This window comes from Nitrosomonas communis (genome assembly GCF_001007935.1).
Classification (GTDB): Bacteria; Pseudomonadota; Gammaproteobacteria; order Burkholderiales; family Nitrosomonadaceae; genus Nitrosomonas; species Nitrosomonas communis.
In genome coordinates, this window is the sequence record NZ_CP011451.1 from 3,320,876 (window position 1) to 3,335,499 (window position 14,624).

At 43.5% G+C, this 14,624-nt stretch carries 11 protein-coding genes; 8 read left to right on the forward strand and 3 right to left on the reverse strand.

Annotated elements, in window-relative coordinates; genetic code table 11:
- Nucleotide 1 precedes the first annotated feature (1 nt).
- Together AAW31_RS14945 and AAW31_RS20140 are read right to left on the reverse strand one after the other, a co-directional pair.
- Nucleotides 2–286, reverse strand: coding sequence for a PepSY domain-containing protein (locus AAW31_RS14945; protein WP_082110484.1), 285 nt, complete (start codon nt 284–286; stop codon nt 2–4).
- Between the two features lie 175 nt (nt 287–461).
- Complete coding sequence (locus AAW31_RS20140; protein ID WP_082110485.1) at nt 462–665, reverse strand: hypothetical protein; 204 nt, start codon at nt 663–665, stop codon at nt 462–464.
- 323 nt (nt 666–988) lie between these two features.
- On the opposite strand from AAW31_RS20140, the gene AAW31_RS14950 reads away from it, so the two are divergent.
- The 8 genes from AAW31_RS14950 (at nt 989) to AAW31_RS14990 (ending at nt 13,042) form a co-directional block, all read left to right on the forward strand.
- On the forward strand, nt 989–3,487 hold the full coding sequence (locus AAW31_RS14950; protein ID WP_046850839.1) for a 3-hydroxyacyl-CoA dehydrogenase/enoyl-CoA hydratase family protein: 2,499 nt from the start codon (nt 989–991) through the stop codon (nt 3,485–3,487).
- Nucleotides 3,488–3,530: 43 nt separating this feature from the next.
- On the forward strand, nt 3,531–4,730 hold the full coding sequence (locus AAW31_RS14955; RefSeq protein ID WP_046850840.1) for an acetyl-CoA C-acyltransferase: 1,200 nt from the start codon (nt 3,531–3,533) through the stop codon (nt 4,728–4,730).
- A gap of 1,697 nt (nt 4,731–6,427) precedes the next feature.
- A complete protein-coding gene (gene ettA, locus AAW31_RS14965) occupies nt 6,428–8,092 on the forward strand; it encodes an energy-dependent translational throttle protein EttA (protein ID WP_046850842.1) in 1,665 nt (554 codons plus the stop codon).
- Nucleotides 8,093–8,274: 182 nt separating this feature from the next.
- Nucleotides 8,275–9,057 (forward strand): N-acyl homoserine lactonase family protein, encoded by a 783-nt coding sequence (locus AAW31_RS14970; protein WP_046850843.1) that lies wholly within the window; start codon nt 8,275–8,277, stop codon nt 9,055–9,057.
- Between the two features lie 254 nt (nt 9,058–9,311).
- Complete coding sequence (rimO, locus tag AAW31_RS14975) at nt 9,312–10,628, forward strand: 30S ribosomal protein S12 methylthiotransferase RimO (RefSeq protein ID WP_046851842.1); 1,317 nt, start codon at nt 9,312–9,314, stop codon at nt 10,626–10,628.
- A gap of 41 nt (nt 10,629–10,669) precedes the next feature.
- Complete coding sequence (locus AAW31_RS14980; protein ID WP_046850844.1) at nt 10,670–11,128, forward strand: SixA phosphatase family protein; 459 nt, start codon at nt 10,670–10,672, stop codon at nt 11,126–11,128.
- Between the two features lie 28 nt (nt 11,129–11,156).
- Complete coding sequence (locus tag AAW31_RS14985) at nt 11,157–11,696, forward strand: pseudouridine synthase (RefSeq protein WP_046850845.1); 540 nt, start codon at nt 11,157–11,159, stop codon at nt 11,694–11,696.
- 155 nt (nt 11,697–11,851) lie between these two features.
- On the forward strand, nt 11,852–13,042 hold the full coding sequence (locus AAW31_RS14990; RefSeq protein WP_046850846.1) for a DesA family fatty acid desaturase: 1,191 nt from the start codon (nt 11,852–11,854) through the stop codon (nt 13,040–13,042).
- Nucleotides 13,043–13,153: 111 nt separating this feature from the next.
- Here the strand turns inward: AAW31_RS14990 and rng are convergent, their stop codons facing one another.
- Complete coding sequence (gene rng / locus AAW31_RS14995; protein ID WP_046850847.1) at nt 13,154–14,608, reverse strand: ribonuclease G; 1,455 nt, start codon at nt 14,606–14,608, stop codon at nt 13,154–13,156.
- Nucleotides 14,609–14,624: the final 16 nt, after the last annotated feature.

Here is a 14,624-nt window from a genome sequence, read left to right on the forward strand (position 1 = left end):
TCTAATGAGTAGCAATAACGGCGCCGCTATTAGCGTTTATGGTCACAATGCGTACAGTTCCTCTGTTACTTAAAATCTTGACACGATAACTATCAGGCACACGCTGAACAGATAGAAGACGCCCTGGAATATGCTGCTGTGCAATAGCAACGGCTTGCTGTTGGGAAATTTCCATGTGCTGATTGCTCGGTTGATAATAAAGAGAATCTTTCTGCGCAAGCGTAGCGGTAGGCATGATAAATAAAAAAAAAATAGCAATCACCAAGCAATATCGATAGGTCATCATTTTTCAATAGCTATAAGCCAGCCAGTGGCAGAATAAGGGTTTCTGCTACCGGCTATGATGCTTAATAGCCTAACATAAAACGGGCATTTCCCGTGTTAATGCCAAAGAAAAAGTTTCTCGGGGCGACACCGTAATAACCACCGTAAGCAGGCGGATAAGCGGGAGGATAGTAGGACTAGTTGTAATAAATATTTCGTGTATTGTAATGATTATGGTGATGGTGGCGATGATGATCATGATGATGATGATGGCGATAATGATCATGATGATGGTGATGTCCTCTTCCAGCTTCAACCACCATGGGAATCACTAAAACAATACTTAGCAACATTCCAGATAATAATTTTATCACTAAGTCTATTTTAGTTCTCGTTTTCATGTTACACCTCCTTAATTGTTTTTTTATTGATCAGAATTTCTTCTGTTGGTGATTACTTTATCGCGGGGATCATGAATACAAACTGAACAATTTATAAAGAGAAATAGGATGACAAATGCTGATACCTTAACTTGGCTTAAGTAATTGACATCAATCTTTACAAAGATGAAACAATTCCCACTTGCTCTTTGAGGTTCATGCTTGTAATCTTTTGAGCGAAAAGCTTGAAATAGTCATTTAAATAAGATGTAATCAAGCAATGATGCAGAAATGTGCTGCATTAGCAGCTTCATCCAATAACCAGATCAGGCGGAGGGAGAAAATTGAGTAACTATCGCTTTATTGTGCGCAAGGCCGCAGTGCTGGGAGCAGGAGTCATGGGAGCGCAGATTGCAGCGCATTTGGTAAACGCTAATATTGAAACACTTTTATTTGAGCTGTCTACTGAAGAATCTGGTGATCCTAGTGCGCTTGCTACAAAAGCAATCGAAAAACTGAAAAAACTTGAGCCTGCTCCGCTATCAGTGGCTTCCAAAGCAGCTTGTATTCAGCCGGCCAATTATGATCAGCATCTGGGATTACTCACGGACTGTGATCTTGTCATTGAAGCGATCGCTGAGCGTATGGATTGGAAAACCGATCTGTATACCAAGGTTGCGCCTCATCTTGGTCCGCATACCATTTTTGCCAGTAATACATCCGGTCTATCGATCAATCAATTGGCGCAGGCTTTTCCTGAAGAATTACGTCATCATTTTTGTGGTATCCATTTTTTTAATCCCCCGCGTTATATGCATTTGGTCGAGATGATTCCTTGCAAGGAAAGCGATGCCGGAATACTTGATAATCTGGAAGCATTTTTAGTGACTTATCTGGGTAAGGGAGTCATTCGTGCGAAAGATACCCCTAACTTTATCGCTAACCGTGTAGGTGTGTTTTCTATGCTGGCGATTATGCATCATGCAAAAGAATTTGGCTTAGGCTTTGATCTGGTTGACAAGTTGACGGGGCCCCTCATTGGTCGCCCCAAGAGTGCTACTTTCCGTACTGCGGATATCGTAGGCCTGGATATTCTCGCCTATGTCATCAATACTATGCATAAAGCACTGAGCGATGATCCCTGGCATCGCTATTACGTCATCCCCAACTGGCTACAAACCTTGATCGATCAAGGCGCACTCGGCCAGAAATCAGGCAAAGGAGTTTATCGGAAAGTTAATAAAGAAATTCAGGTACTTGATCTAGCTACCAATACTTATCATCTTTCCGAAAGCACATTGGATAGCGAGGTAGAATCGCTACTCAAGCAAAAGAATCCAGTTGAAAAATTTGCAGCTCTGCGACTCAGCGAGCATCCACAAGCTCAATTTTTGTGGGCAATCCATCGTGATCTGTTCCATTATTGCGCTTTTCATTTATCATCCATCGCAGATAATGCGCGCGATCTGGATCTCGCGATCCGCTGGGGGTTTGGTTGGAATCAGGGGCCGTTTGAAATCTGGCAGACTGCTGGTTGGAACCAGATTACTGCCTGGATCAATGAAGATATTGCCGCTGGCAAAAGCATGAGCAACATTCCTCTTCCTACCTGGGTACAAGAGGTAGGGCAAAATGCGGCGCCAGAGGTCCATACCGCGCAAGGCTCCTACGCACCGGCAAACCATGCGATGCAACCGCGATCCACATTGCCGGTATATCGCAGACAAGCATTTCCTGATCACTTGGCGGGTGAAGAAAGGGTATATGGTGAAACCATCTTTGAAACAGATGCAATACGAATGTGGCATACTGGAGATGAAATAGCGATTGTCAGCTTCAAGAGCAAGATGCATACGATCGATATCGAAGTACTCAATGGATTGCAGCGGGCAATTGAGGAAGCAGAGCGTCACTGGCGTGCACTCGTGATTTGGCAAACCGAACCTCCTTTCTCGGCAGGTGCTAATCTGCAAAAAGCGACAGAGAAACCCAAAAGTGAGGAACCTCCCTCCGCTTTTGATCAATTCGTGAAGAAAGTTAAGAAAACAGCTCAATCGACCATTCTGCAAGCTGCGCGAAGTCTGGATCTAGCAGATGCATTGATGGCTGGCAAACTCGCAGAAGTAGAAACGCTGATCACGCGCTTCCAGCAGCTATCGCAGCATCTGCGGTACTGCATGATTCCAACGGTGGCGGCTGTCGATGGACTTGCTCTAGGAGGAGGCTGTGAGTTTGTAATGCATTGCGATCGAACTGTAGCCACCTTGGAAAGCTATATCGGTCTGGTTGAGGCAGGGGTGGGCTTGCTACCTGCCGGCGGGGGATGCAAAGAACTGGCATTGAGAGCAGCACGAAATGCAATAGATGATGATCCTTTTCCTCAACTAAAACATTACTTCCAGACAGTTGCAATGGCTCAACTTGGAAAAAGTGCCGAGGAAGCAAAAAAACTGGGTTATTTACTCCCGGCTGATCCGATCATCATGAATCGTTTTGAGCTTCTTTACACAGCAAAAACACAAGCACTTGCATTGACACAGTCAGGTTATCGTCCGCCTTTGATGCCACGCGGGATTCCAGTAGTGGGATCTACCGGCATTGCGACACTCAAAGGAACATTAGTCAATATGCTAGAGGGGCACTTTATTTCTGAGCATGATTACCTGATCGCCAGCAAAATTGCTTATGTCATGTGTGGAGGAGATTTGACGCCGGGCAGTCTGGTAGATGAAGAGTGGTTTCTCAAGCTGGAGAGAAAAGCATTCATTGAATTGCTGGCAACAGAGAAAACTCAAGCACGTATCGCGCACACCTTGAAAACAGGGAAACCACTCAGAAATTAGCCATCGTGATGAGATCCTTATTTAAAGATTGATGGAGAAAAACATGACCAAACAAACTCAGGATGCCTATATCGTCGCTGCTGCACGTACACCTGTTGGTAAAGCCCCACGCGGTATGTTTAAAAATGTTCGCCCCGATGACATGCTTGTCCATGTTCTCCAAGCAGTATTGAAACAGTGTGAAGGACTTGATCCGGTTGCAATCGAAGATGTCATCGTCGGTTGCGCTATGCCGGAGGCGGAACAAGGAATCAATGTAGCACGTGTAGCATTGTTGCTGGCTGGGCTGCCCAACAGCGTGTCAGGCATGACAGTCAACCGCTTTTGTGCATCCGGACTGCAGACAGTGGCATTGGCTGCAAACCGTATTCGCCTCGGGGAAGCAGATGTGATGATTGCGGGTGGCACTGAAAGCATGAGCATGATACCAATGATGGGTAATAAAGTTGCCCTGAACCCAGCTATGTTCCTGCACGATGAAAATGTAGCCATTGCCTATGGAATGGGCATTACCGGCGAAAAAGTAGCGCAGCGATGGAAAATCTCTCGTGAGCAACAGGATGAGTTTGCGCTGACGAGCCACACACGAGCCTTAAAAGCCATCGAAACGGGCGAATTCAACCAGGAGATTGCCCCCTACCCGATCGAAGAAAAAAGACCGGATTTAACTTCACATGAAGTCGTAACTGTAAAATCTGTGAAAGACACTGATGAAGGACCTCGTGCCGATACCAGTTTAGAAGCGCTTGCGAAATTGAAATCAGTCTTTGCAGCCAACGGCTCGGTCACGGCAGGAAATAGTTCACAGATGTCTGATGGTGCAGGTGCGGTAGTACTCATGAGTGCTACCGCATTACAACGCTTCAATTTAAAACCAATCGGAAGGTTTATTGGATACACAGTTGCAGGCGTTCCACCTGAGATAATGGGAATTGGTCCAATCAAGGCGATTCCTAAGGTCCTGAAACAAGTGGGTATGAAACTGGACGATCTTGATTGGATTGAGCTGAATGAAGCATTTGCTGCACAAAGTCTCGCTGTTATTGATGAGTTAGGGCTGGATCGCGCTAAAGTGAATCCTTTGGGAGGGGCTATCGCACTGGGTCATCCACTTGGTGCAACAGGTGCAATCCGTGTCGCGACACTGCTGCACGGCTTACGTCGGCGCCATCTGAAATATGGCATGGTTACGATGTGTGTAGGTAGTGGAATGGGAGCAGCTGGGGTATTTGAAGCATTATGACTAGCCTGTAATAAGGTTGTCGTTTCTTTGAGGCATTCCATTTCCAAATTAAACACGACACTCAAGCGAGCCGCAGACAGTATAGAATAATATGGCAAGGTGAAGCTGATAAAGTCAGGTTTGGTTTAAAAATGGAATAAAAAATCAAGAATAAATTTATTTTTTTAATACGAGAACGTATTCATTTTTTGTAATTTTGCTTTTTTTTGAACGAATTCCACTTTATGGAAATATCCTCCCACAGCTTCCGCGACTCGTCTAAATTCAACAGCAGGAATATCTTGAGGAACTATAAATACTTGACTAGCCCCTGATCTAAAATAAACCAGAACTCTCATAATATCTCTCCCTGTAGCTCGTTTTTGTTTAATTCAATATTTCTCTTTGGGGAGAAATCCCCGAGTTTTCTCCTCATGGCCAAGATGAATGATGGCTTTTACCGCATTAACCGGGATTGGGTGAGCAACATGTTCAGACACTACCTAAAAAGAATCTGATGACCTCAGGCATGGCGGTTAGTAGTTACTTAAGTGGTTCACCCCATGATATCTCACAATAATTCTTTATCTCAAGACCGACCTAAGTTTCCTGCTTGTTTTATTAGAGAATCGACAACTGAACATGAAATAAAATCAATAATAGCCATAGGATAATTTTACTCATCAGGTGAATAATTTTTTTCGCTATAATTTCGCTGCAATAATCTGCTCACTTATCAATTCAATGATACACTGAGAGGTGAGATTGCTTGCTTTGCAAGTTGAGCTGTTAAGCTAGCACATTTCTGATTAGCCATACTATAATCAATAGATGTAAAAGATGTTCTCCTTGAGCGAATTCAACCTTGCCTTATCTCTATCAACCGTTCTGTACTCCTAATATATCCTCATCTGGCAGTCTTTTTGGCTTATAAAAACGGTGATAACTCGCGATCCAACTCAAATTGTTAAATATCAATGATGAAAGATTAAATTAAAATCGGCAGCGATTAAATACGTACAAACACGTAAGGATTAACCCTTATATGACATACTTTTTAACTGAGATCGAACCTGAGAAATCAGCATTAATATATAATTGATTTCATTCATCTATTTTGGTTTTATCCAAAACAGGGAACATTTATGGTATTTGTGAATCTTAAGGCGATAATAATATTAATATTGGCACCCATCCTATGCAAGTTGAGAAAATAGCTCATAAAAATATTGATAAATAATAACTTATAACCAGATAGACGTACTCATCATAATGTCTTTTCGGTCATTATCTTATTGACTATTAAGAGCAGGCATTGCCGGTCATTAGGTTTGTTCGCACATTAAAACCTTCAACTAAAAGATGAGTAATATCGTGATTAACTATCATTGCATGCTATTGAAGGCCTAAATTTAATGAAGTGTAACCAATAAACGCGTAATTCCATTTCTAAATTAAACCTGACTTTGTCGACTTCACCTTGCCGTATCATTGATACTGTCTGCAGCTCGTCTTTGCGCCATTTTTGATTTAGAAATGGAATAATAATCAAATTAACTACCGGGAAATGGGCTGGTAAAATATACAATTTTCCAGCCTAGGTGCGAAAGCAAAGTTCATTATTCGGTATCAGGCTAACCAGCACAACAAAAAAAGCCCAAATTTTAGAGTAACGATTAAATACAAATTCCTAATCATCCCTATCTTTCCTTTACTTTATGACTCAATATGTTTTAACCATGAATCGTTTAAGCAAGGTTGTTCCACCTAAGCGCACGATTCTTAAAGATATTTCACTCAGTTTCTTTCCCGGTGCAAAAATAGGGTTACTAGGCCTAAATGGCTCAGGCAAATCCACGTTATTAAAAATTATGGCTGGTGCAGACAAGGATTTTGAAGGTGAAATTACGCCAATGCCTCATCTCAAGATTGGGCATTTACCGCAGGAACCCCAACTCAATCCGGAACAGACTGTACGTGAAGCCGTTCAGGAAGGGTTAGGTGATATATTCAGCGCTCAACAGAAATTGGAAGAAATTTACGCAGCTTATGCTGAACCAGATGCAGATTTTGATGCGCTGGCTGCAGAGCAGACACGGCTGGAAGCCATCATTGCAACAAGTGGGGGTGATACTGTCCAGCAAATGGAAGTAGCCGCTGATGCGTTGCGTCTGCCTGAATGGGACGCTGTCATAAACACTCTTTCTGGTGGTGAGAAACGGCGTGTAGCACTGTGCAGGCTGCTGTTATCGAAACCGGACATGTTATTGCTTGATGAACCTACCAACCACCTTGATGCTGAATCTGTAGAGTGGTTGGAACAATTTCTAGTGCGTTTTCCTGGTACGGTAGTCGCTGTAACGCACGATCGCTATTTCTTGGATAATGCCGCGGAATGGATACTGGAACTTGATCGTGGCCAGGGCATTCCCTGGAAAGGCAATTATTCAAGCTGGTTAGATCAGAAAAGAGTCCGCCTCAAACAGGAGGAATCTTCTGAATCTGTCCGGCAGAAAGCGCTCAAAAAGGAGCTGGAGTGGGTACGACAAAATCCTAAGGGACGGCAGGCCAAATCTAAAGCGCGGATTGCCCGTTTTGAAGAGCTCAACTCCCAGGAATATCAAAAGCGCAACGAAACACAGGAAATCTTTATTCCGGTGTCCGACAGACTAGGTAATGAAGTCATTGAATTCAATAATGTCTCCAAAGCATTTGGTGATCGATTGCTGATTGATAATTTGAGCTTCAAAATACCCCCTGGCGCGATTGTCGGTATCATTGGCCCCAATGGCGCGGGTAAATCAACGTTATTTCGCATGATTATCGGTCGTGAGCAACCTGATACGGGGGAAATCAATCTCGGCAACACGGTCAAAATCGCTTATGTTGATCAGTCGCGTGATATCCTCGATAGCAATAAGACTGTCTTTGAAGCCGTATCAGATGGGAACGATATCCTCACGGTCGGCAAATATGAAACGCCATCTCGTGCTTATATTGGCCGCTTCAATTTCAAAGGACCTGATCAGCAGAAAATGGTCGGACAGCTTTCAGGAGGGGAACGGGGACGTTTACATTTAGCCAAGACACTGATTTCTGGCGGCAACGTTCTGCTGCTTGATGAGCCATCGAATGATCTCGATGTAGAGACATTGCGCGCGTTGGAAGATGCGCTGTTGGAATTTGCAGGCTGCGTGCTGGTTATTTCGCACGATCGCTGGTTTCTGGATCGTATTGCGACGCATATTCTGGCGTTTGAAGGCAATTCTCAAGTCACCTTTTATGCCGGTAATTATCAGGAGTATGAAGCAGATAAACGCCAACGATTGGGTGAAGAAGGCGCAAAACCGAAACGGATCAGATATAAACCGATTACGCGCTAACAAAGCCTCGCATAGTTGCCTACATGCACATTGCTACATTAGATAGTACTCGTAGTTTCGCTTATTTATCAGCATGTGGCTACGGTAAAACTTCGTTTGCCCGTTTTCCAGACGCCGTCTATCTTGCGTAGCAACTTATTCAGTACTTTTCTGGCTAGACCATTGACTCTGGTTATCAAGTTATGTCCTCTGCACTCAAAATCTGGACGTTACTCACCGGAAGCATACGCTATGAGAAAACTATTTCAACGCGTAATCGTGGTCAGGGGCAGTGGATTGAAGCACCTATTCTGGCTTATCTGATTGAGACATCCAATGGACGCATCCTATATGACGTAGGGTGCGACTACCGGAAATTGACCAACCCTGCTCTTCGCACCCGCTATTTTACTTCCCTGCCCTCTTCTATAGAAACGCCCAGAATGCAAGCAAACCAGCGTATTCCACACTATCTTGAACGATTAGGTTTGACGTCTTCCGATATTGATTTAGTATTTATCAGCCATTTGCATTTCGATCATGCAGGTGGTTTGTGTGATCTGCCTGGATGCGAGGTTCACATCCATCGGGATGAGTTGACAGCAGCCAAGAGTAGATTAGATAGCGGAGTATTCGCAGATGAGCTGGTTAAATCGGATCAGTGGTATGTACAAACAAGTGAATACGAAGTTGCGCCAGGAGTACAGGCTATTACCACACCTGGTCACACTGCAGGGCACATGTCACTGCTCATCCAATTGCCCAAAGGCCGCCCCGTCATTCTTTGTGGTGATGCAGCCGATCTGAATGAGAATTTATCCGATGAGATTGCACCTGGCTGCTGCTGGCAGGATAATGTAGAGCAGGCACTGGCCAGTATCCGCAAGCTTAAATCAATTGCTCTCATCGAGAACGCGCAGCTCTGGCCCAACCATGACCTTGCTTTTTTTAAAACCTTGCCTGAGTTTCCACTATGGCGCGACTAATAAGTCTGCCCCTATCATCACCCGTTTATCCGCTACTACTTTATAATTTTACTCATGCTCGAATTGCTTATTATTTCATTTCCAAATCAAAAAAGACGCAAAGGTGGGCCGTAGACAGTATCAATAATACGGCAGGGAAAAGCCGACAAAGTCAGTTTTGATGTAAGCATGCAATATGTTGTTATCTTTAATTACCCTGCTATTTTTATAACTTTAATCAGGTGATCTTCACCTTTAGCAATCAATAAATGAATATGCGTAATAAAATCCCACGTGTTGGTTTCGTTTCGCTTGGTTGTCCCAAGGCAACTGTTGATTCCGAGCGCATCCTGACGCGTCTGCGGACAGAAGGCTATCTTATTTCACCCAACTATGAAGATTCAGATTTAGTCGTGGTCAATACTTGTGGCTTTATCGACAGTGCCATTGCTGAATCGCTCGACGCAATTGGTGAAGCGCTCACCGAAAACGGTAAAGTCATTGTCACTGGTTGCCTTGGCGCGAAAGGGGATGTGGTGAAGCAAGCCCACCCCAATGTATTGTCTGTCACAGGCCCGCAGGCAACTGATGAAGTCATGGAAGCCATTCATGCATATTTACCGAAATTGCACGATCCTTATGTTGATCTAGTACCCCCACAGGGGATAAGGCTGACACCTAAACATTATGCCTATCTAAAAATTTCCGAGGGCTGCAACCACCGCTGTACCTTCTGCATTATTCCCAGTATGCGTGGCAATCTGGTCAGTCGTCCAGTAGGTGATATCATGCAGGAAGCACAAAGCCTGGTGGATGCTGGTGTCAAGGAATTATTGGTTATTTCACAGGATACTAGCGCCTATGGGGTTGATCTGAAATACCGCAGTGGTTTCTGGAAAGGTAAATTTGTTAAATCGCGGATCACTGAACTTGCCCAAACTATGGGTGAATTGGGCGTATGGATACGCTTGCATTATGTCTATCCCTATCCTCATGTCGACGAGCTCATTCCGCTGATGGCAGAGGGTAAGATCGTTCCCTACCTGGATATCCCCTTTCAGCATGCAAATGCGCGTATTCTAAAGCTTATGAAACGCCCTGCGGATAGTGAGGATGTGCTTAGCCGTATCCAACAATGGCGCACGATTTGCCCTGATCTCACATTGCGCAGTACGTTTATCGTTGGTTTCCCGGGGGAGACAGAACAAGAATTTGAAGAACTACTGGATTTTCTTAAGGCAGCTCAACTGGATCGCGTCGGTGCATTCATGTATTCTCCAGTTGACGGTGCAGTCGCCAATAGTTTACCCAATCCTATTTCACCCGAATTGCAGCAGGAACGTTTAGCACGTTTGATGGCGTTACAGGAAAAAATCAGCGCACAACGGCTTGCACAGAAAGTAGGCAAAACTATCCAAGTGCTGGTTGATGAGGCTGATAAGCAAGGTGCGGTTGCCCGCAGCTATGCGGATGCACCGGAAATCGATGGGCTGGTTTATATAGAGAATGGCCAGTCATTAAAACAGGGGAACGTCATAACCGTACGCGTCACACATTCTGACGAACATGATCTTTGGGCGGAAATCATTTGATAGATCAGCATTAGCTGTTATTTTTGTTTAAGGAGGACAATTTGGAACTTATCCTATGGCGCCATGCGGAAGCAGATGATGGATTCCCTGATGCCGCACGCAAACTGACTGAGAAAGGAGTGCAGCAGGCTCGCAATATAGCTCAATGGCTTAAACCAAGATTACCCAAGAACACGCGCATTCTGGTCAGTCCCGCAAAACGAACTCAGCAAACGGCTTTGGCACTGAGCAATAATTTTGAAACAACGCTGGAAGTAGGAACCAGTACTACTGCCGATAGAGTACTCGCCGCGGCTAGCTGGCCTTACGAGGAAGGTACCATCCTGATAGTTGGCCATCAACCTACCTTGGGCAATGTTGCAGCTTCATTGATCTGCCCTGACCGTACCGGCTTTAGCATCAAAAAAGGAGCCATCTGGTGGTTTAGCTATAAACAAAATGCCGATACTGAAAATACCATCTTGCGTGCTGTTATCTCTCCCGATATAGTGAAAACATAACCATGCATTTTCTCGCTGGAATTAAGCCATGGCACACTTGATTCTTTTCAACAAGCCATACGGAGTAATTTGTCAATTTACACCCCAAGCTGGATATCAATCATTAAAAGATTTTATTCCGATAACTGATTTTTACCCAGCTGGACGACTAGATGCCGATAGTGAAGGATTAGTCATACTCACTGATGCTGGAGTATTACAGCATAAAATCAGTGATCCAAGATTCAAGCAAGCAAAGAAATATTGGGTACAAGTAGAGGGTATACCCGATCAATCAGATCTCCAACCATTACGCGAAGGAATAATATTAAAATGTTATAGAACTCGACCTGCAAAAGTTCGTCTAATACAACAGCCATCTCATATTTGGTCACGAAACCCACCCATACGCTTTCGCAAAAATATTTCTACTTCCTGGTTAGAACTTATCCTTACCGAAGGCAAAAACAGGCAGGTACGTCATATGACAGCAGCGATCGGATTCCCTACCTTACGTTTAATTCGAACAACAATTGGCAAGTACACACTGACAAACCTTCCCCCAGGTAAGTGGAAGATTATTAAATAATTTTATACCACGCTATCTATTGGAAAATTTCATAAAAAAAATTGCATAACTTTTGTAATAAATCATTACGAAATATCTTGACTAACCTTATACATCTCTTTAGATTTCATTATTGAACCATAGTCTGTTTTTCACGGAGGAATAAAAATATTATTATGGACATAGACATCGTTTCAGCATTATCAGGACTTATAGATTTACCGTGGTGGGGGTATATCGTGGTTACGTTAGTAATCACCCATATCACGATCGCAAGTATCACCATTTATCTTCATCGACATTCAGCTCACAGAGCGCTAGATTTGCATCCTATTCCCAGCCATTTTTTTCGTTTCTGGCTATGGTTGACTACCGGTATGGTTACCAAGGAGTGGACCGCTATTCATCGCAAGCATCACGCAAAATGTGAAACTTTAGATGATCCACACAGCCCTCAAATTTTTGGAATTAAAAAAGTATTGACCGAAGGGGCAGAGCTTTATCGGTTAGAAGGAAAAAACAAAGAAACCTTGGAAAGGTATGGGCACGGTACCCCAGATGACTGGATAGAACGCAATGTTTATAGCAGATTTAGCGCAAGTGGCGTTGGATTAATGCTAATTATCAATTTCATTCTATTTGGCCCTATCGGTCTTACCATTTGGGCCATACAGATGATGTGGACACCTGTATTTGCTGCAGGAGTCATCAATGGCATTGGTCACTATTGGGGATATCGTAATTTCCAGGCAGAAGATGCCAGCCGTAATGTAGCTCCTTGGGGCATTCTGATTGGGGGAGAAGAATTACACAATAACCATCATGCCTACCCTACTTCAGCCAAACTATCCAATAAATGGTTTGAATTTGATATTGGCTGGCTATATATACGTATCCTGGAAATGATGGGATTAGCAACCGTCAAGAAAATTGCACCCAAGCTTAATATCAACAAAACTAAAACCCAGTGCGATTTCGATACCCTGCAAGCTGTAATTGCTCATCGTTATGAGGTACTGGCGAAATATACCCAATCTCTCCAAGCAATGTTTAAGAAGGAAGTAGAGCATTTACGAGAAGTCGCTTCCCACCATGGAATAGATGGGAACACACTTAAACGTTGGATATTGGCAGATGCGAAAACCTTGCAAGAAGAGGAACGTATTAAACTGAATCTGGTTTTAAGTAAAACCAAAAATCTTGATAAAGTTTATACCATGCGTGAAGAACTGGTAGCCATATGGCAACGCTCTACCGCTTCGAAAGATGAATTAGTTAAACAACTCGAAGATTGGTGTCATCGTGCGGAAGAAAGTGGAATTGAAGTTCTGGAAAAATTTTCACGTCGATTACGTTGCTATGCATAAATAAGCTATAACACCACGCTATAACTTCCGGGCAAAGGCTATAAGATTAATGCTTACCTTTTGCCCGATAATTCTTATAACTCAGCGGCAATCTCAGCATTTATTTATTATTTAGATCAAAATAACATCATACTGCTCTTGTGTATAAGACGCTTCCACCTGCAAACTAATAGGTTTTTCAATAAAGTCAGCAAGTTGCGCCAAACTTTGTGACTCCTCATCCAGAAATAAATCGATCACATGCTGCGAAGCAAGGATACGGAATTCATTCGCTTCAAATTGTCGTGACTCACGTAACAGTTCACGCAAGATTTCATAACAGATCGTTTGCGCTGTCCGGATTTGCCCTCGTCCTTGGCAAATTGGACATGGTTCACATAAAATATGAGCAAGACTTTCACGTGTACGCTTCCTTGTCATCTCTACCAAACCTAAGGCAGAGAAACCATTGACCGTCATACGTGTCCTGTCCTTCATCAATGCTTTGTTGAGTTCTGTCAATACTGCCTTTTTATGCTCTTCATCCTCCATGTCGATAAAATCGATGATGATGATGCCCCCTAAATTTCGCAAACGGAGTTGCCTCGCTATGACTTGGGCTGCTTCCAAATTGGTCTTAAATATGGTGTCATTAAAATTACGCACACCAATGAAGCCACCCGTATTGACATCCATGGTAGTTAGCGCTTCGGTCTGATCAATAATGACATAGCCACCTGATTTGAGATCAACCCGCCGAGCAAGTGATCGTTCAATTTCTTCTTCGACCCCATATAAATCGAAGAGGGGGCGCTCTCCGGTATAATGATCGATTCTGCTTGCAACATTGCTCATATAGTTTTGAGCAAAAATGATCAGTTTCAAGTAAGTTTCGCATGAATCTACCAGAATGCGGTAAGTATCATCATTAACAAAATCACGCAACATGCGATGACTTAGATCTAAATCCTGATAAAGTAGCGCAGGAGCGCTAACTGTTAATGCTTTATTTTGAATATCATGCCAAAGCTTATGCAGGTACTCTATATCTGCATGCAGATCCGATTCGCTTGCCGCTTCAGCCATCGTTCGTATGATGTAGCCTCCCTTGGCATCAACTGGAAGAATATGTTGCAGTTTCTCACGTAATGATTCACGCTCGACATTATCTTCAATACGCTGAGAAACACCAATATGGGATTCCTGCGGTAAATAAACAAGCATTCGACCAGCAATACTGATTTGGGTAGAAAGTCTTGCTCCCTTTGTACCAATGGCATCTTTAATCACTTGTACGAGAATATTGTTCCCCTCGTGCAGCAATCGCTCAATAGGTTTATCCTCTGTAGCGTTTGAACTTAATTCCTTGATATCTCCTATGTGGAGAAATGCTGCTCGTTCCATGCCAATGTCGATAAAAGCCGATTGCATACCTGGCAGGACACGGCTAACCCGGCCACTATAAATATTACCAACAATTCCCCGGCTGCTCGCTCGCTCTATATGTAACTCCTGTACAACCCCCTGCTCTATAACAGCAACACGTGTTTCCTGTGGGGTAACATTAACAAGAATTTCATTACTCATTTAGAAGGATAGCGCA

Bases quoted from the DNA above. Each gene is read 5' to 3' on its own strand.
- AAW31_RS14945 (WP_082110484.1), bottom strand. From the start codon at position 286: ATGATGACCTATCGATATTGCTTGGTGATTGCTATTTTTTTTTTATTT.
- AAW31_RS20140 (WP_082110485.1), bottom strand. From the start codon at position 665: ATGAAAACGAGAACTAAAATAGACTTAGTGATAAAATTATTATCTGGA.
- AAW31_RS14955 (WP_046850840.1), top strand. From the start codon at position 3,531: ATGACCAAACAAACTCAGGATGCCTATATCGTCGCTGCTGCACGTACA.
- ettA (WP_046850842.1), top strand. From the start codon at position 6,428: ATGACTCAATATGTTTTAACCATGAATCGTTTAAGCAAGGTTGTTCCA.
- AAW31_RS14970 (WP_046850843.1), top strand. From the start codon at position 8,275: ATGTCCTCTGCACTCAAAATCTGGACGTTACTCACCGGAAGCATACGC.
- rimO (WP_046851842.1), top strand. From the start codon at position 9,312: ATGCGTAATAAAATCCCACGTGTTGGTTTCGTTTCGCTTGGTTGTCCC.
- AAW31_RS14985 (WP_046850845.1), top strand. From the start codon at position 11,157: ATGGCACACTTGATTCTTTTCAACAAGCCATACGGAGTAATTTGTCAA.
- AAW31_RS14990 (WP_046850846.1), top strand. From the start codon at position 11,852: ATGGACATAGACATCGTTTCAGCATTATCAGGACTTATAGATTTACCG.
- rng (WP_046850847.1), bottom strand. From the start codon at position 14,608: ATGAGTAATGAAATTCTTGTTAATGTTACCCCACAGGAAACACGTGTT.